Source organism: Bradyrhizobium yuanmingense (genome assembly GCF_900094575.1).
GTDB lineage: Bacteria > Pseudomonadota > Alphaproteobacteria > Rhizobiales > Xanthobacteraceae > Bradyrhizobium > Bradyrhizobium yuanmingense.
Map to the genome: position 1 here is coordinate 506,105 of NZ_FMAE01000007.1, position 16,987 is coordinate 523,091.

The following is a 16,987-nucleotide window of genomic DNA, read 5'->3' on the forward strand; positions in this document are numbered from 1 at the left end:
CCGTGAGCAATTGAAGACCATTGGTGGGGCAATGAAGTGGTTCGCGAGGCGAGAGCCGGCAGACGTCTGGGACGAGCCGATCGGGGGGCCGCTCGGCGACATCGACGCAGCCGACCGGATTCGCAACATCTGCCAGGCTGCGCGGGCGATCGCCGAAGCCGCCGGCGCTTCGGCGCCGACCAGCACGCGCGAGCGCTATGAGCGCGCAGCCCGCGCTGCCATGGAGATCGCGATGAAGATCTCCGACGATCTGATGCGCGACGACGCCGTGCGCCGCATCGTGGATCTCTGCATGAAGGCTGAGGACATCAAGACGGCGCAGATCTTGTCGCGTGCGATCCAGGCAGGCTGGATTCGAGAAGCCGTGCTCCGGGACCATCCGGCCCTGTCGCAATAAGCTCGGCTCGCGCGATTGGCGCGAGCCGAATGCTGCTGCTGCCGGACCGGCTCAGTATCTGCGGTAGCCACCGCTGTTATGGTCGCCGCCGCGGCCGCCCATTCCCATGCCGAGGCCGATCCCCACGCCGATGCCGATGCCCTGCATCACGGCCTCGGGCGGCGGGCCGCGATCCGGCGGCGGTGCGCGCTCGTAGACCACTTGCTCGGACGGCGGCCGTCGCTTGGGCGGCGTCTCGACCACCTTGCGCTTCGGCGGGGTCTCCTCGACGCGCTTCTTGATCACGGGCGGGACCGGCGTTGCCGGGGTCGCGGGCGTCGAGCACGGGCAGGTCGGCGCCATCGCGACCGCGACGGGCGTCGCCGCGGCGGCCAGGGGCACGGTGTAGTTGCGGTTCTGCACGCGCAGCAGCAGCCGGCGCGCGGTTGCCGCGAGATCGCTGTTGTCCCAGTTCGCGAGGTATGCCTCGAACGAGGCGCGGGTGTTGATCGCGGTGGCACGCTCCCACGCCAGCATCTGGCGACGCCGCTCCAGCACGGTGCGAAGGCGCGGCGTGCGGGTGTCCTGGGCGTACAGCTCGATATAGGCCTGATACGCCTCCACGGTGTCCTCGGTGATCACGAGCTCATAGGCGACCATGGCCGGCTTGCCCTGCAATGTCTTGCGCCAGTCCGCGACGCTGCGCGTGCCGCCGGCGAGCGCCATGGCGGATGCGCCGGGAATAGCGGGCGTGCTGCCGCCGCTCTCGCCGAAGAACCTGAAATCGGTGGTCAGCGAGGAGCTTTCCCAGGGAATCTGCCGGCCGTCGGTCGACTGCGCCACCGCGACGCGGATGCGCTTGAACATCTCCTCGATCGGCAGGTTCGGCTGCTTGGCGACCGTCAGCACGGCCGTCGTGTAGGGGCTGTCGAGGCCGTTGCCGTCCTCGGCCTCGGCGCCGGGCGAGGTCGAATAGGAGATGAACGTGCCGGGCGCGCCGGCCTTGGTATCGACGATCGCAAGGCCGTGGCCGGCGCCGCTGAGCGCGGGGAACGGGTTGTTGCGGCAGGCATCGAGCATGAAGATGCGCGCCCGCGTCGGCAGCGCGCCGAGCGTGTTGAGCATGTCGTTCAGCCGCACGCCCTGCAGCGGGATGTCGGCCTCGCGCTTGGGATCGAGATCGACAGGCACCAGATAGTTCTCGCCGTCTATCTGAAGGCCGTGGCCGGCATAGAACACCAGCGCGACGGTGTCGGGGCCGCTGGCACTGACCTTGCCGGCGAAGTCCGAGATCGCCGCGCGCATCTCGGTCTGCGCCAGATTGGCCGCCGTGGTGACGGTGAAGCCGGCACTGCCGAGCAGCTCCGTCATGCCCTTGGCGTCGTTGGCGGCGTTCGGCAGCTCCGGCACGGTGCGATAGGCCGATTGGCCGATCACCAGCGCAAGCCGCGCTTCGGCGGCCGCGTCCGTGGGCGTCACCAACTGGGTGAGTGCGAGAAGACCGGACGCAAGAAGCAAATTCGAAAAGACTGGACGGCGCATGATGTCACCTCCAACGGCAATGCGCACGATGATGTCACTATTTCTAAGTCCGCGCCATGAGGGCGTCTGTGCGCTGGATCACTCAGGGGCCGCGGCAAAATGGGGCAGGGTATCTGCCGCAGCCGTCCCTGTGCTAGACCTTTCGACCGCGCTGCCGCGGGCATTCTGCCAGTGAGGGAGGCTTGTCGTGAAGGTTCTGCTCGCGCACACCCCGGAGATGCGGCGCAATTACTACGGCGATCGCAGCCTGAACGGCCTGCGGACGGCCGCCGAGGTGATCCTGCACGAGAAGGATGAGCCGCTGGACGCAGCCGGCCTGGTGCGCGCAGCCAAAGACGCCGACATCATCGTCGCCGACCGCATGACCGAAGGGCGCGGCGAGATCTTTGCGCAATTGCCGCGTCTGCGGGCCTTCGTCCGCTGCGCCGTCGACATCCGCAATGTCGCCGTGGATGCGGCCTCGCAAGCCGGCGTGCTCGTGACCCGCGCCGGGCCCGGCTTCGTGCAGGCCGTGGCCGAGCTCGCGCTCGGCTTCATGGTCGATCTCTCCCGCGGCGTGTCGCGGACCACCGCAGATTACCAGGCAGGCCGCAAGCCGGAAGCACGGATGGGCCGCCAGCTCGCCGGCAGCCGGATCGGCATCATCGGCTACGGCAGCATCGGGCGCTACCTCGCCGAGATCGCAAAAGTGCTGCGCATGGAGGTATTGATCTCCGATCCCTTCGTAACCGTCAGCGATGCCGAGATCCGGCAAGTCGGTCTCGACGAGCTCCTCGCCGCATCGGACTATGTCGTCTGCCTCGCCGTCGCCAATGCGCAGACCGAGACTCTGATCGGGGCCGCAGCTCTGGCGCGCATGCAGAAGCATGCCGTCTTCATCAATCTCTCGCGCGGCAATCTCGTCGACGAGTCGGCGCTGGCACGCGCGCTGCGTGAAGGCCGCATCGCCGGCGCCGCCATGGATGTCGGCCGCGCACCGGACCAGATGCCGACGCCCGATATTGCCAAGCTGCCGAATGTCATCGCGACGCCCCATGTCGGCGGCCTGACGCCGCAGGCCATCGAATACCAGTCGCTGGAGACCGTGCGACAGGTCGAGGCCATCGCGAGGGGAGAAATCCCGCAAGGCGCCGTTAACGCCGATCGCTGGACGCGGCGGCCGTGAAAGGTCTCAAAGCCGGTCCACCGCCTTGAACGTCCCGTCCTTCTGAATCACGGTCAGGAACACCTTCGGCGGCATGTCGAGCATGCGTGTGCCGACGGTGACGATGCTGCCGCTGATGTCGAAACGGCCGGTATCGTTGATGGCGCGCAGCAGGCTGGCGCGCGTCGGATTGGGGCCGGCCTTTTTCAGCGCCGCGGCCGCGAGGCGGCCGGACAGATAGCCTTCCAGCGACACGAAGTCCGGCGTCAGCGCCGGGTCGTACGCCTTTTGCGCCGCCTGATAGTCGGCGACGAGCTTGAGCGAGCGGTCCCAGGGAAACGGCACCACCTGCGAGACGATGACGCCTTCGCCCTCCGGGCCGAGTTCCGCGGCGAGCGCGACGGCGCCGACGAAGGAGATGTTGACGAAGGTTGGACGAGCGCCGCTGCGGCGGGCGAGCTTGATGAACTCCGCGCACGGACCATAGGTCCCGACCATGACGATGGCTTCTGGGTCGGCGCGCTTGATCATGCGCCAGGCCTGGCCGACCGCGCGGGTGTTGCGCTCGTAAGTGCCCTCGGCGGCGAGCTCGAGCCCGCGCTTGGCGAGCGCCCGCTTCACGCCGACAAGCCCGTCGCGGCCGAAGGAATCGCCCTGGTAGAAGATGCCGATGCGGGTGAACTTGCGATCTTCGGTGAGATGCTTGATCCAGGCTTCCGCCTCCGCGCCGTAGCTGGCGCGGATGTTGACGACGTTCGGAAGCTCGAGATCGCGCAGGAACTCGGCGCCGGTGAACGGGCCGATGAAGGGCACGTTCCTGGAGCTGGTGATCGGTATCGTCGCCATCGCGGTCGGCGTGCCGACCGCACCGATCAGCGCGAACACCTTGTCGTCGTTGATCAAATGCAGCGTCTGCGCCACCGAACGGTCGGGATCGTAGCCGTCGTCGCGGCTGATGAGCTGGAGCTTGCGGCCATGAACGCCGCCCTTGGCATTGGCCTCGGTGAATGCGGCGACGATGCCTTGCCGCATGCGCTGTCCCAGCGCGGAGGACGGGCCTTCCAGCGCCGCGGCCTGGCCGAACAGGATTGCATCCTCGCTGATGCCGGCCTCGTTGCCCCTCGCAACCAGCGTGGTCGCGGCCAGAAGCGCGATGGTCAGAACGACGGATCTCGCTGATCGAATTCGATGCATCGGGAGGCTTGCCGGATCCTTGAAAGAAACCTTGCGCAACATAGCCTTGCGACGCTGAATAGCTCGCTAAGTGCCACGGCGCAGAGAGGCCGTATTACACCGGGGAAAACCGGCAACTTATGTCGAGAAAGCCGGGATCGCTCGTGCACTTCGTTAACTAATTTCCGCATTGCGGTACGACTGGTTTCCGAAATTGTGCACTTCTTAACCGCCGTCTTGTTCCGATAGCGGCACCGGCACCTCAACCAGAGGTTCGGTTCGTCGCGGACAGGGGACGGCGGCTTCAAGATGGGCGGTCGCGATCAGAACGATCAGGATCGGAGACGTAGAGGCGGATGGTGGCGTGCCGCGCCGCTGCTCGGGCTCTATCGTCCTGCGCTCGTCGCGGTTGGCGTTGGCCTGCTGTTCTCGATCGTGGGCGCTGCCGCCGTCGCGCGGTGGGAAGATCGCGTCAACAGGATCGAGTTCGAGAACGCAGCCGAGACCCAGGCGATCGTCCTGCAGAACGGCATGAACGAGTACATATCGAGACTTCTCGCGCTGCGCACGTTGTTCGAATCGACCAACGAAGAAGTCACCCGCAGCGAATTCGAGACCTTCAGCGCCCGCCTGTTCGAGCGTCACCCCGGCATGCTGCGCATCTCCTGGTTGCCGCGGATCAACCGCAAGGAGCGCGCGGATTACGAGGCCGCGGCGATCCGGGACGGTGTGTCGAGCTATCACATCAAGGCGCTGCAGGGCGAGAGCTTCGTCATCGCGCCGCAGAGCGACGAATATTTTCCGGTGTTCTACTCGACGCAGCCGAAGACCTCGTCGGTTTACGGCATGGACTACACGACCGTTCCGGAGCGACGGGCGGTGCTGGAGCGCGCGCGCGACAACGATCGCGTCGCAGCCATGCGCACGCGCCTGTTCGGGCCGAAGGACAGCGATCGGCCGTCCTATGTCCTCGTCGTCGTTCCCGTCTACGCCAAGGGAACCTCGCGCGAGGAGATCGCGGACCGGCGCCGCAATATCGCCGGCGTCGTGGTCGGCGTCTTCGACCTGCCGCTGCTGATCCAGTCTATCCGCGTGACCACCGGAGCCAGCCCCGCGGTCAGCATGACGGTCTTCCCGCCGTACACGGCGCAGATCGTCAGCCTCGAGCAGATGCTGCCGGATTATGCGTCGGCCGCCTCGGCGCTGCGGTCGATGCGGGACATCGCGCGGACCCTGCACTGGTCGGGCAGTCTCAAGATCGGCGACACCGATTGGCAGGTGCGGGCGGTTCCGACCGCCGGCGGTCCGCTGGCGACGACTTACGACCGCGCGGTTGCGGTCCTCGTCGTCGGCATGCTGCTGACGCTGTCGCTGTCGACCTATCTGATGCTCGCCAGCCGCAATTCGCGGCGGCTGTCGCTGGCGAACCGGCGGGTGCTAGAGCTTGCCCAGACCGACATCCTCACCGGATTGCCGAACCGCGCCTTCTTCCTCAACCGGCTCGACGAGATGAACGGCAAGTTGAGCGTGCGGGGCGAGCCCTTCGCGATCCTGATGCTCGACCTCGACCGCTTCAAGAACGTCAACGATTCCCTCGGCCACGCGGCCGGCGATGCGCTGCTGCGCCAGGTGGCGCAGCGGCTGAAATCCGCGCTGCGCGCCAACGACGTGCTGGCGCGGCTCGGCGGCGACGAATTTGCCATCATCCAGCAAGCCGGCGAGGACCAGCGCGCCTGCTCGACCGATCTGGCGGCGCGGATCGCCAAGTTCGTGAGCGAGCCGTTCCTGCTGCCCGGACACCGCGTCGAGATCGGCACCAGCATCGGCATCGCAATTGCGCCGGATCATGGCAGCGATCAGGAGCAGCTCCTGAAGAAAGCGGATCTCGCGCTCTATCGCTCGAAATCGGCCGGCCGCAACTGCTTCACTGTTTATGATGAGGCGATGTCGGCCGAGCTGGAGGCCCGCAATACGCTGGAAGGAGATCTGCGCGACGCCATCGCGCGCTGCCAGCTGGAGGTGCACTATCAGCCGTTCGTCGACGCCCTCAGCGGCGAACGACGCGGCTTCGAGGCGCTGGTGCGCTGGCGGCATCCGACGCGCGGCCTGATCCCTCCGGACCAGTTCATTGCGCTTGCGGAGGAGACCGGGCTGATCGTGCCGCTCGGCGAATTCGTGCTGCGGCGCGCCTGCGCGGACGCAGCCGGCTGGCCTGCCGATCTCATGATCGCCGTCAATCTTTCGCCGATCCAGTTCAAGGAAGCCGAGCTGTTCGACATGATCTGCGCGGCGCTCGCCGATTCCGGCCTGCCGCCGCAGCGGCTCGAGATCGAGATCACGGAATCCGTGCTGCTGGAGCGCGGCAGCGAGAATCATGCCTTCATGGAGCGGCTGAAGCAGCTCGGGGTCGAGCTCGCGCTCGATGATTTCGGCACCGGCTATTCCTCGCTCAGCTACCTGACCGCGTTCCCGTTCGACAAGATCAAGATCGACAAGTCGTTCATTCGCAATCTGACGCAGCAGCCGCGCTCTTCCGCCATCATCTCCTCGATCGTGACGCTGGCGCGCGGACTGGACATGTCGGTCACGGCCGAAGGCGTCGAGACGCGCGAGGAGTTCGACCGGCTGAAGGCGCTCGGCGTCAATTTCGCGCAAGGCTATCTGTTCGGCCGGCCGCATCCGATCGAGCGGATCCTGTTCGACGCGCCGGTCAAATCCTCACGGCTCGACGCCGCCTGAGCGCGCCCGAGGCATGCGCGAAAAGCGCTTGACCTGGACATCCCCGGATGGTCCGAAGAACCGTCTAGGGATGAAACAAGCATACAACATGCGGCTTCCGTTCTTCTACGGCTGGATCGTGGTCGCCGTGACCTTCGTCACCATGGCGATCGGCGTCAACGCGCGCACCGCCTTTTCGCTGTTCTTTCCACCCATCATCTCCGAGTTCGGCTGGGAGCGCGGCGTCACGGCGGGCGCCTTCTCCTTCGGCTTCGTTGTGTCGGGCGTGGTCAGCCCGCTGATCGGCCGCCTGATGGACCGCGCGGGTCCGCGGGCGGTGATGGAGCTCGGGGTCGTGCTGATGGGCGGCGGCCTTTTGCTGGCGCCGCTGACCAGCGCGCCGTGGCACCTCTATGTCACCATCGGTGTCATGGTCGGTGCCGGCAGCGTCTGTCTCGGCTATTCCGGCCAGTCGCTGTTCCTGCCGAACTGGTTCATCCGCAAGCGCGGCTTCGCCATCGGCATCGCTTTCGCCGGCGTCGGTATCGGCTCGGTGACGCTGCTGCCATGGGTGCAGCACATGATCGAGCAGACCGGCTGGCGCACCGCCTGCACCGCGATGGGCCTGCTCGTCCTGATCGCGCTGGCGCCGATCAACCTGCTGCTGCACAAGCGCCCGGAGGACATCGGGCTCCAGCCGGACGGCGATGCCGCCCCCGCCGCAGGCGCGGCAAGCCCGGTCTCCAACGTCGTCGATCACGTCTGGGTCAACACCGACTGGACGCTGCGGCGCGCCGTCGCGACCGCGCGGTTCTGGTGGATCGGGCTCGGCTATTTCTGCGGCCTGTACATCTGGTATGCGGTGCAGGTGCACCAGACCAAATTCCTGCTCGATGTCGGCTTCAGCCCCGGCGTTGCGGTGTGGGCGCTCGGAATGGTCAGCCTGCTCGGCATTCCCGGCCAGATCGTGCTGGGGCACGTCTCCGACCGCATCGGCAGGGAGTGGGTGTGGGCGATCAGCTGTGCGGGTTTCGTCGTCTGCTTCGCCGCGCTGATCACGCTGAAATATCAGGCTTCGCTCTGGCTGGTTTATCTGATGGTGTTCACGCAAGGCGCGCTCGGCTACGGCCTCACCTCGATCATGGGCGCGGTGGTGTTCGAGATCTTCCAAGGCAGGCACCAGGGCAGCATCTTCGGCACGATCATGCTCGCGGCGCTGGCGGGCGGTGCGGCCGGACCGTGGCTGACCGGCGTTCTCTATGATCGCGCCGGCGACTACACGCTGGCTTTCGCCCTCGCCATGGCCGTGAGCGGGGTGTCGGCGCTCGCGATCTGGCGCGCGGCGCCGGGCAAGGTGCGGGCCGTGGCCGGCCGGCTGCACAAGCTCAAAACGGCATCCGAATAGGTCCAGAGCGCTTCAAGATACCTTCGGCGTTTTCGCGAAGCGTTAATCATGCCGTCTCTTGGCGCGGCGCGACGGAACTGCAAAAACGTCTTGGACACCATCGGAGCATTAACCTCTCGCCGATTGCCGCATTTCCCGATGCCGCTGGTCCCGACGATGTCCGCCTCCGATCACCTTGCGACAGAAACTCCTGACGTGCTGCGCGCCGCGCTCGAGCGCGCCGACGATGGCATCGTCATCGTTGATGAGGCGCATCGCATCACCCACTTCAACCCCGCCGCGGAATGGATCTGGAAGCTCGCCGCCGCCGAGGTGCTCGGCCGCGATGCCGCCGTCCTCACCCTCAAATGCCTAAGCGCCGGCGCGACCGCGGATTTCCGCGAGGAGATCAGCCTCGTGCGGCACGACGGCAGCCGTATCAAGGCGCAGATCGCGATGTCATCGGCGACGGTCGACGGCGCGACCCATCACATCGTGTTCGCGCGCGACGTCACCCTCGATGCCGAACGCCGCGCCAGGATCGGACTTCTCCACGCGGTCTCCGACCAGACCAACCGCGTGGTGATCATCACCGACGTCGAGCAGAACATTGTCTACGTCAATTCCGCGTTCACGGCGCTGTTCGGCTATACCAGCGAGGAGGCCGAAGGCCGCCGCGCCGGCGAGCTCATTGCCGGCCGCCACACCGATCGCAGGGCCATTGCGAAGCTCGTCAGGCGGCTGATGCGTGGCGGTCTCGGCGCCGAGACCGAGGTGCTCGTCTACGACAGGGATGGTGAGGAGATCTGGGTCTCTGCCCGGATCGACGCCTTCCGCGACAAGAAAGGCCGGGTCAAGCACATCTTCGCGCTGCTCGAGGACATCACCGAATCCCGGCAGCTGCGCTCGCTGCAGCAGCTGATCATGGCAGCGCTCGCCGACGAGGCGCCGATCACCGAGATTGCCGATCGGCTGTGCCGCCGCGTCGAGCAGATCGCCCCCGGCGTCGTCTGCTCGCTGCTGCACGTCGATGCCGCCGGCCTGCTCCATCCGCTGGGCGGCCCGAGCTTGCCCGAGGACTATTCCCGTTCGCTCGACGGCATCGCGATCGGTCCCGAGGTCGGCACGTGCGGAACCGGAGCCTTCTACGGCATTCCGGTTCTGGTCGCCGATATCGATGCCGATCCGCGCTGGCAGCCCTACAAGGCGCGGCCGCTCGAAGTGGGTTTGCGCGCTTGCTGGTCGACGCCGATCAAGGCCAAGGACGGCCGGGTCATCGGCACCTTCGGCTTCTATTATCGCGAGCCCCGGGCGCCGAGCAGATGGCACCGTCAGATCGTCGATGCCTGCGTCAACCTCGGCGCGTTCGCGATCGAGCGCAAGGAGGCGCGCGCCGAGATCGCGCGGCTCGCCTATCACGACATGCTCACCGGCCTGCCGAACCGCGCGCAGCTGCGCCACCTGATCACGACCGCGATCGATGCCTGTCCGACCGGAGGCCATGTCGCGCTCGCCTTCCTCGACGTCGATCGTTTCAAGGACGTCAACGACACGCTCGGCCACGCCGCCGGCGACGAGCTCTTGATCCTGCTCGCGCAGCGCCTGCGCGAGCAGATTGGTCCCGACGATATGTTGGGGCGGCTCGGCGGCGACGAATTCGTCATCCTGCTGCCGGGGCGCAATGCCGAGGCCGCTGAGCGCGTCGCGGCAGGGATCACCGAGGCCTTGTCCGCACCGCTGCGGCTCTGGTCGAAGCTGATGCCAATGTCCGCCAGCATCGGGATCAGCCTCTATCCCGATCACGCTACCGACATCGACACGTTGATGCAGCAGGCCGACGCCGCCATGTACATGGCCAAGCAGGCCGGACGCTCGACGCATCGCCTCTTCAGTGCCGAAATGAACGTGCTCGCCGAGCAGCGGCTGGCGCTGATCGCGGCGTTGCGCCGCGCTGTCGCAGAAGGTGCGCTGAGCCTCAACTATCAGCCGCAGATCCGCAGCTGCGACGGCGCGATCCACGGCGTCGAGGCGCTCGCGCGCTGGCGCGATGCTGAGCTCGGCGACGTCTCGCCGGCAAGGTTCATCCCGCTCGCCGAGGAATGCGGGTTGATCGAGCAGATCGGCCTGTGGTCCGTGCGCGAAGCCTGCCGCCAGATGGCGAGCTGGCGCCGCGCCGGGCTCAACATCCCCTGCGTCTCGGTCAACCTGTCGCCGATCAATTTCCGCAACGTCACGCTGGCCGCGCGGCTCAAGGAGATCCTGGCCGAGCACGATCTGCCGCCGGACGCGCTGATGCTGGAGATTACCGAAGGCGCGTTCATGCAGGACGGCGCCGCGGCGCTGGAGACGATGAAAGCGATCCGCGAGCTCGGCGTCGGCCTCTCGGTGGACGATTTCGGCACCGGCTATTCCAGCCTCAGCCGGCTCGCGCATCTGCCGATCCGCGAGCTCAAGATCGACCGCAGCTTCATGCGCGACATCGAGCAGGACGCCGGCGCGCTCGCGATTGCCACCGCCGTGGTCCGCGTCGGCCAGGGCCTCGGCATGAGCGTGGTCGCCGAGGGGGTCGAGACCGAGGGGCAGCGCAACACGCTGGCCGAGCTCGGCTGCGACATCGTCCAGGGCTTCCTCTACGCACCGCCGCTGCCGCCGGTCGCCTTCGAGCGCTGGCTGATCGAGCATTGCGCCGAGCAGGCGAGGGCGATGCTGGGGCGGCTGGACCTTGTAGCGGACAGGGCTGCTGTGAAGCAGTCGGCGTAGCCGCCTTTGGGCAATATTGCCGGACGGTAGGAACGCATTCGCGGCCTGCGGCTTGGTGCTCCGCCGGCGGGCAGGCGCCACGTCCTGTTTGCAAACTGCACGGGCCCAATGAAAAGACCGGAAAGCAGCGCCACCGCAGTAGTGTCTCAGACGCAGCAAGCCGATCCCGGAATAGGACGAGCAACAAAGCCGCCGGCACCGGCGGACTTCGAATCACCAGCGACAGGAGGACGAGCAATGCGAAGGCATTCCCAATCGCGTGCAACGACCGAGGCGAACAAGCTCTTCAAGCAGACCGCGACGAAGCCCGCGACCGACTATGAGAAGGCAGAACGGGTCTTCCACGACAATCGAGAGCGACTGAAGGCTGAACGGTTGGCAAGGGAGGCTGAACGGCGAGACCGGTCCGAGAGGACGGGTTAGTGTCGCAGTTCTACTTTGATATTTGGGATGGTGAAGCGCTCGTTGTCGACGAGGAAGGTCTCGATCTGGCCAGCCGGCGGGCCGCGGAGATCGAGGCGGCGCTGTCTCTTGCCGACATTGTCAAGCAGCGCGACCCGCTCGCCAGCAGCGACGGCCTCGCCATCAATGTTCGGAATGCGGATGGCCCTGTTCTGACAGCGACATTCGTCTACGAGAAAGTCAGGCTGGTCAATTGAGATCGCCATGAGATCGCCGATGAAATCGCAATGTGTGCTCGCGCTCATCACGTGTAACGCTAGAGCATCGAAAGCACGACAATGCCTTCCTCGAGCTCTCCTGAAGCCAGGCGCGCCCGCGCCATGCGCTCGAGCTCCGTGCGATGCTTCTGCAGATAGCTCAACGCCTGCTTCTGCGTGTTGAACGTCGTTGCAAGCCGGCACATTTGCCGATTTGCGCCGGACGCGAGAAAGAAGGTGATGGTTCCGTGATCTGGCTTTATGCGAGGCACGATCTGCACTCTCCGGCATGGGATCGGCACTTCAGATTTCGCCGGCGGCGTTGAAGACGGCTATCGCGCCAGCTTCCTTGTCCGCTTCTTGAGCTTAGGCACCGGCAAAGTCGATCGAAGAGCTTCATTGGCCGCTTCCCGCGCCTGGCGCGCCTCTCGAAGCCGCGCCATGTTCTTGCGAACCTCGACGGCTTGCCTTTCCACGTCCGCCAATGCCCGCGCTCCCTCTTCAGCGGCCAGGCGCTTGCGATCGGAACGCGCAATGCTCTCGGGTGACGGCTCTGCCGGCTTCTTGCTGCTCATCGTTCACCGGATCCGCAAAGACTAAACCCGCTCAATCCAGGGATTGAGCGGGCAATGCAACCGTTTCAGTACATCCGTGAAACGGCGCAACGATCTCAGGCCAGCGAGAGATTCTCGGCGCTGGCTTTGCCTCGCATCTTGTCGGTCTTGATCTCGAAGTTAACCTGTTGGCCTTCGCCGAGACCGGCAAGTCCAGCCCTTTCAACGGCGCTGATGTGAACGAACACATCGTTGCCACCGTCGTTTGGCTGGATGAAACCGAAGCCCTTTTGGCCGTTAAACCACTTGACCGTACCTGTCGTCATTGTCTTCTCCAAAGCGCGCAAGCGCATCCCGCGCGACAATCGCGCGGTTACCTTCAACTTCGTCGATGTCTTTGGAAAAGGAGCCCGCGGGCGCATTCAACAAGGCACAGCGGCTAATCGAACAACTTCAATATATACAACTTTCGCGCATTTGCAAGGAGCGAACGCAGTTTGTTTGCTGCAAGGCGGTTCTTCTGTTCCGATCGCGGCGCTTTGCACGTGTTCGTCGATCTGCGAGAAAGGCGTTATCGATTGACAGCGCAGCACCACAATGGTCACGTGGCGCCACCAAGCTGTTCGCTGTGACAAGCAGATCGGCTCGTCCGAAGCCGTGACCAATGTCGCGGCCATCCATCCTCACACATCGCAATGAAGCTCCTGCGCAATTGGCTGCCTTGCAGGACGTGTCGCATTCGCAGCCCGAGCCAGGAGGATTCAATTTGCACGTACTCGTCAGAGACAACAATGTTGAGCAGGCACTGCGCGTTCTCAAGAAGAAGATGCAGCGCGAGGGCGTCTTCAGGGAAATGAAGCAGCGAAGGTCCTACGAAAAGCCGTCGGAGAGAAAGACCCGCGAGAAGTCCGAGGCCATTCGCCGCGCCCGCAAGCTCGCGCGCAAGCAGGCGATCAGGGAAGGATTGCTGCCCGCACCGCCGAAAAAGAAACCTTTCGAGCGCAAGCCGCCCTTGCCGGAGATCAAGGCGAGGCCGGAATAGCAACGATCCGCTTTCCGTTCGCGGCCTGTCTTCCTTGGGCTGAGATCCTATCGCCTGAAATCGATGCCTCGCAGCACGATGCCCGGCGGGGTACCTTCGAATTCTGTGGCGCGATACTTGTTCGCAGCGCATGCTTCGATGCGATCCCGTAGACGAGCGAATTGGGCTTCCCGCTGCTCGGGCCTGACTTGCGGGCCCTGCTCGAGACCGTCCATCGCGGAGGTCGAAATCGCGCAAGGAATCTCCCGGGCGCCGTCATGCATCGAGAACCGCACGATCATCCGCTCGTATTCATGGCCGATAAAGCGGCCGCTCGTCAGTGTCATGTCCTACTCCATTGCACGTCGGCTTCCTGGCTCGCGCCGGCATGCGCATAGAACACAGGCGGCCGTCGCTCGGCTCAGCCGTCCCCGGACAGCCGTGCGAAATCATCGAACAGCGCCGACACCAGCGCGCGGTGGCGCGTGTCCTCTGCCGGAAGACTTGCAGCATAGAGGTTGAGCAGATGGCGCGCCTTCACCGCGGCTTCCTGCCAGGAAGCCGCGGGCACCGTCATCATGCGGTGCTCGAGATCGGCCTCGCGCTCGCGCAGCTCCCGGGCATGGGCCTCGACCTCGCCCAACGCGCGGCGCAGGTCGGTGGCCTTTTGCGCGGCCATGCCACGGTGCTTGTCGAGATCGACGGGCCGGTCATTCACTGGCGATGCTCGCGTCCGCTGCTTGCGCGTCAGCAAAATCGACAGAGCCGATCGACAATACCTCCATGGTACCGCGCGCGCCTTCGGCGGGCACGGTGATCATCGTGGCAATCCGGCGATAGGCGGCGAAAGACAAGCCGTCGATCGTCTCCTCATCCGTGACGACCTCGTAAGCGCCCGCCGGCAAGGTGCGCGCTATGCCGCGGATTTGGAACGGATGTCTGAAGATGACGGTCTCTCGCCGCGAGCGGATGGTCATGCACGCTGCCTTTCGCAAGTGAAGCCCCACCGGTGCCGGCTGCTGCGACCATGCGCCTTTGGCGCGGCAATAGCCAGCACTATCGTCTGCGCACCAACGAACGCTAGTTGCCACGGTGCAAGGCTAGCCGGCGATGCATTTACTGCTCGCTATTGGTTCGGCGTGAGCGTAGGCTCGTTGTCATCACCGCGCTTCTCAACGGCATCGACCGGTGACTGAGGGTCACGTGTGCTCCCGCCGAGGCTTCGCAGGAGCGTTCGATGTCGCGTGTCCGCATCTCGGAATGGATCGTGCCGCCGGTGATCGTTCCGCTGTTTCTTCTGCTTCTCGTGTGCGCCGCTGCGGTGCTCAATGGCTAGGACAACACGCGTGCCGTATCTGGTCAGTGGCACCAACGAATACGGCAGTTCCAATCTCGGCCGTGGAACTGCGACGGTCGCGCTACGTCTCGCGGAAAAGCTGCTGCGCGAGGGCTACATGGACGTCAGGGTCTGCACCCCGCGCGGCCGTGTCCTGCAGCCGAATGAATTCGACGAACTCAAACCAGCAAGGGAGAGCGACATGGCCAAGGGCCAGCAACGCGGCAACCGCGAAGCCAAGAAGCCGAAAAAGGAAAAGGCCAAGGTGATCGCCGCGGCTCCGTCCCGCAAGGAAGCCGCCTGGCAACCGGATTTCGGACCTGCAAAGAAGAAGTAGTGCAGCCCGCTAGTTCGACGCCAATCCCGTCCTCCGCCGCAAATCCGTGATCGCGCGCAGAAAGCTGTCGGCGGGTGTCGTCTCGGGGTCGATCAGCCGGTGCAGGCGAAAGCCGTCTTCCAGCGCGAGCACGACGGAGGCGATCCAGGGCGGGTTCAGATTGACGTTGCGCCCGTTGCTCTTCGATGTCGCCTCGATGATGTCGGCGACCAGCTTGCGCCGCGCGCGCAGGCGTTTGGCGAGCTCCGGGCGGCGCTTTTCGGCCCGCGCCACGAACAGGATCATCTCCATGTGCAGCAGGGGCGAGCGGCCGAGCGGATCCTGGCGGCTGCGATCCATCGTCTTCAGCGCCGCGATGAAATCGTCGAGATTGTCGTGCTGCGCCAGGATGTCCATGTTGCGCCGGATCGACTGTGCGACATGGTCCTCGAGCATGGCGATGATCAATTCGTCCTTGCTCTTGAAGTTCGAATAGAACGCGCCCCGGGTGAAGCCCGCCGCCGCCGCGATCGCCTCGATGCTGGCGCCGCCGATGCCGTCCGCCTCGAACACGCGCGCGGCCGCCTCGAACAGCGCCTCGCGTGTGTCGTCCCTGGTCGGCCTGGTTCTCACCCTTGACATCGGCGCAGCTTAGGGCAGAATGCAACTCGATACAACAATGTATCGAGTTGATAATTTACAGGGATGGTTACGCCGGGCGGTGGGCAGCCTTGCGTATGCGTGTCGTGCGGCAATCGATCCGAGGTCACCATGAACGAGCAAGTGCAACCCGCTGGCGGACCGCTGTTCAACCCGCTCTCGCCGGATTTCATCCGCGATCCCTATCCGCACTATGAACGGCTGCGCACGGTCGATCCGATCCATGTGACGCCGTTCGGCCAATACGTCGCCAGCCGTCACGCCGACGTCAGCCTCGTGCTGCGTGACAAGCGCTTCGGCAAGGATTTCGTCGAGCGCACCACGCGCCGCTACGGCCCGGAGATCATGAAGGAGCCGGTGTTTCGCAGCATGAGCTACTGGATGCTGCAAGCCGATCCGCCGGACCACACCCGCCTGCGCGGCCTGGTCGTGAAGGCCTTCACCGCCCGCCGGGTCGAGGACATGCGGCCGCGGATCCAGGAGATCGTCGACCAGGCGATCGATGCCGTGATCGAGCGCGGCCACATGGACCTGATCGAGGATTTCGCCTTCCGCCTGCCCGTCACCATCATCTGCGACATGCTCGGCATCCCCGAGGAGCATCGCGAAGTGTTCTACAAGAGCTCGCGCGACGGCGGACGGCTGCTCGACCCCGTGCCGCTCTCGCCGGAGGAGATCCGCCAGGGCAACGCCGCCAACCTGATGGCGCAGATGTATTTCCAGCAGCTGTTCGAGCTGCGCCGCAAGAATCCCGGCGACGACCTCATCACCCAGCTGGTGCAGGCCGAGGAGGACGGCAACAAGCTCACCAACGAGGAGCTGACCGCCAACATCATCCTGCTGTTCGGCGCAGGCCACGAGACCACGGTCAACCTGATCGGCAACGGCCTGCTCGCGCTCCACCGCAACCCGGATCAGCTTGCGCTCCTGAAAGCGAAACCGGAGCTGATGACGAACGCGATCGAGGAGTTCCTGCGCTATGATTCCTCGGTGCAGATGACCGGGCGCGTCACGCTGGAGGAGATCGAGGACCTCGGCGGCGTGACGATCCCCAAGGGCGAGACCGTGCTGTGCCTGCTCGGCTCGGCCAACCGCGATGGCGCGGTCTACCCCGACAGGCCCGACCGGCTGGACGTCACCCGGGCGAACGTCAAGCCGCTGTCGTTCGGCGGCGGCATCCATTTCTGCCTTGGGGCCCAATTGGCGCGGATCGAGGCCGAGATCGCCATCGCCACGCTGCTGCGGCGGCTGCCGGATTTGCGCATCGACGACATCGAGACCCCGGAATGGCGGCCGACCTTCGTGCTGCGCGGGCTGAGGCGGCTGCCGGCGAGCTGGTGAGGG

General features: G+C 65.3%; 18 protein-coding genes. 9 read left to right on the forward strand and 9 right to left on the reverse strand.

Annotated elements, in window-relative coordinates:
- Positions 1-31: 31 nt before the first annotated feature.
- Positions 32-397: a hypothetical protein gene (locus tag GA0061099_RS26910; RefSeq protein ID WP_036006488.1), complete on the forward strand. Its 366-nt coding sequence runs from the start codon at positions 32-34 to the stop codon at positions 395-397.
- A 51-nt stretch (positions 398-448) separates the two neighbouring features.
- Here the strand turns inward: GA0061099_RS26910 and GA0061099_RS26915 are convergent, their stop codons facing one another.
- Positions 449-1,918, reverse strand: coding sequence for a caspase family protein (locus GA0061099_RS26915; RefSeq protein WP_036024947.1), 1,470 nt, complete (start codon positions 1,916-1,918; stop codon positions 449-451).
- Between the two features lie 187 nt (positions 1,919-2,105).
- Between GA0061099_RS26915 and GA0061099_RS26920 the strand changes: the two genes are divergently transcribed.
- Positions 2,106-3,083 (forward strand): hydroxyacid dehydrogenase, encoded by a 978-nt coding sequence (locus GA0061099_RS26920; protein WP_036024949.1) that lies wholly within the window; start codon positions 2,106-2,108, stop codon positions 3,081-3,083.
- 6 nt (positions 3,084-3,089) lie between these two features.
- On the opposite strand, the gene GA0061099_RS26925 is transcribed toward GA0061099_RS26920, so the two are convergent.
- Entirely contained in the window at positions 3,090-4,256 is a 1,167-nt protein-coding gene (locus GA0061099_RS26925) for an ABC transporter substrate-binding protein (RefSeq protein ID WP_036024984.1), read from the reverse strand.
- 288 nt (positions 4,257-4,544) lie between these two features.
- Between GA0061099_RS26925 and GA0061099_RS26930 the strand changes: the two genes are divergently transcribed.
- The 4 genes from GA0061099_RS26930 to GA0061099_RS26950 all read left to right on the forward strand — a co-directional run bounded on the left by GA0061099_RS26930 (position 4,545) and on the right by GA0061099_RS26950 (position 11,756).
- Entirely contained in the window at positions 4,545-6,974 is a 2,430-nt protein-coding gene (locus GA0061099_RS26930; protein WP_074448132.1) for a bifunctional diguanylate cyclase/phosphodiesterase, read from the forward strand.
- An 88-nt stretch (positions 6,975-7,062) separates the two neighbouring features.
- Positions 7,063-8,358, forward strand: a complete 1,296-nt coding sequence (locus GA0061099_RS26935; RefSeq protein WP_036024985.1) for an MFS transporter — start codon at positions 7,063-7,065, stop codon at positions 8,356-8,358.
- Between the two features lie 156 nt (positions 8,359-8,514).
- Positions 8,515-11,097 (forward strand): EAL domain-containing protein, encoded by a 2,583-nt coding sequence (locus GA0061099_RS26940; protein ID WP_036024987.1) that lies wholly within the window; start codon positions 8,515-8,517, stop codon positions 11,095-11,097.
- A gap of 422 nt (positions 11,098-11,519) precedes the next feature.
- Positions 11,520-11,756, forward strand: a complete 237-nt coding sequence (locus GA0061099_RS26950; RefSeq protein ID WP_074448133.1) for a DUF6894 family protein — start codon at positions 11,520-11,522, stop codon at positions 11,754-11,756.
- Between the two features lie 59 nt (positions 11,757-11,815).
- On the opposite strand, the gene GA0061099_RS26955 is transcribed toward GA0061099_RS26950, so the two are convergent.
- The 3 genes from GA0061099_RS26955 to GA0061099_RS26965 form a co-directional block, all read right to left on the reverse strand.
- Positions 11,816-12,037, reverse strand: a complete 222-nt coding sequence (locus tag GA0061099_RS26955; RefSeq protein WP_036024957.1) for a hypothetical protein — start codon at positions 12,035-12,037, stop codon at positions 11,816-11,818.
- 51 nt (positions 12,038-12,088) lie between these two features.
- Positions 12,089-12,331 carry a hypothetical protein gene (locus GA0061099_RS26960; RefSeq protein ID WP_036024959.1) on the reverse strand — a complete coding sequence of 81 codons (243 nt, stop codon included), beginning with the start codon at positions 12,329-12,331 and terminating at the stop codon, positions 12,089-12,091.
- A 95-nt stretch (positions 12,332-12,426) separates the two neighbouring features.
- Positions 12,427-12,636 (reverse strand): cold-shock protein, encoded by a 210-nt coding sequence (locus tag GA0061099_RS26965; RefSeq protein ID WP_036006545.1) that lies wholly within the window; start codon positions 12,634-12,636, stop codon positions 12,427-12,429.
- Between the two features lie 440 nt (positions 12,637-13,076).
- Between GA0061099_RS26965 and rpsU the strand changes: the two genes are divergently transcribed.
- Positions 13,077-13,352, forward strand: a complete 276-nt coding sequence (rpsU, locus tag GA0061099_RS26970; RefSeq protein WP_025038058.1) for a 30S ribosomal protein S21 — start codon at positions 13,077-13,079, stop codon at positions 13,350-13,352.
- 47 nt (positions 13,353-13,399) lie between these two features.
- Here the strand turns inward: rpsU and GA0061099_RS26975 are convergent, their stop codons facing one another.
- From GA0061099_RS26975 to GA0061099_RS26985, 3 genes are all read right to left on the reverse strand, one after another.
- Positions 13,400-13,678: a DUF1488 family protein gene (locus tag GA0061099_RS26975; protein ID WP_036024960.1), complete on the reverse strand. Its 279-nt coding sequence runs from the start codon at positions 13,676-13,678 to the stop codon at positions 13,400-13,402.
- Positions 13,679-13,752: 74 nt separating this feature from the next.
- Complete coding sequence (locus GA0061099_RS26980; protein WP_036006516.1) at positions 13,753-14,049, reverse strand: hypothetical protein; 297 nt, start codon at positions 14,047-14,049, stop codon at positions 13,753-13,755.
- A complete protein-coding gene (locus tag GA0061099_RS26985; protein ID WP_036006519.1) occupies positions 14,042-14,308 on the reverse strand; it encodes a hypothetical protein in 267 nt (88 codons plus the stop codon). The genes GA0061099_RS26980 and GA0061099_RS26985 overlap by 8 nt, the downstream gene beginning before the upstream one ends.
- A 369-nt stretch (positions 14,309-14,677) precedes the next feature.
- Here GA0061099_RS26985 and GA0061099_RS41860 point away from each other — a divergent pair, with 369 nt between their 5' ends.
- The gene (locus GA0061099_RS41860) at positions 14,678-15,004 is read left to right on the forward strand and encodes a hypothetical protein (RefSeq protein ID WP_063822466.1); all 327 of its coding nucleotides are present in this window, start codon (positions 14,678-14,680) and stop codon (positions 15,002-15,004) included.
- A gap of 9 nt (positions 15,005-15,013) precedes the next feature.
- Here the strand turns inward: GA0061099_RS41860 and GA0061099_RS26995 are convergent, their stop codons facing one another.
- A complete protein-coding gene (locus GA0061099_RS26995) occupies positions 15,014-15,625 on the reverse strand; it encodes a TetR/AcrR family transcriptional regulator (protein ID WP_036006522.1) in 612 nt (203 codons plus the stop codon).
- 129 nt (positions 15,626-15,754) lie between these two features.
- On the opposite strand from GA0061099_RS26995, the gene GA0061099_RS27000 reads away from it, so the two are divergent.
- On the forward strand, positions 15,755-16,984 hold the full coding sequence (locus tag GA0061099_RS27000; RefSeq protein ID WP_036006526.1) for a cytochrome P450: 1,230 nt from the start codon (positions 15,755-15,757) through the stop codon (positions 16,982-16,984).
- The last annotated feature ends 3 nt before the right edge of the window (positions 16,985-16,987 follow it).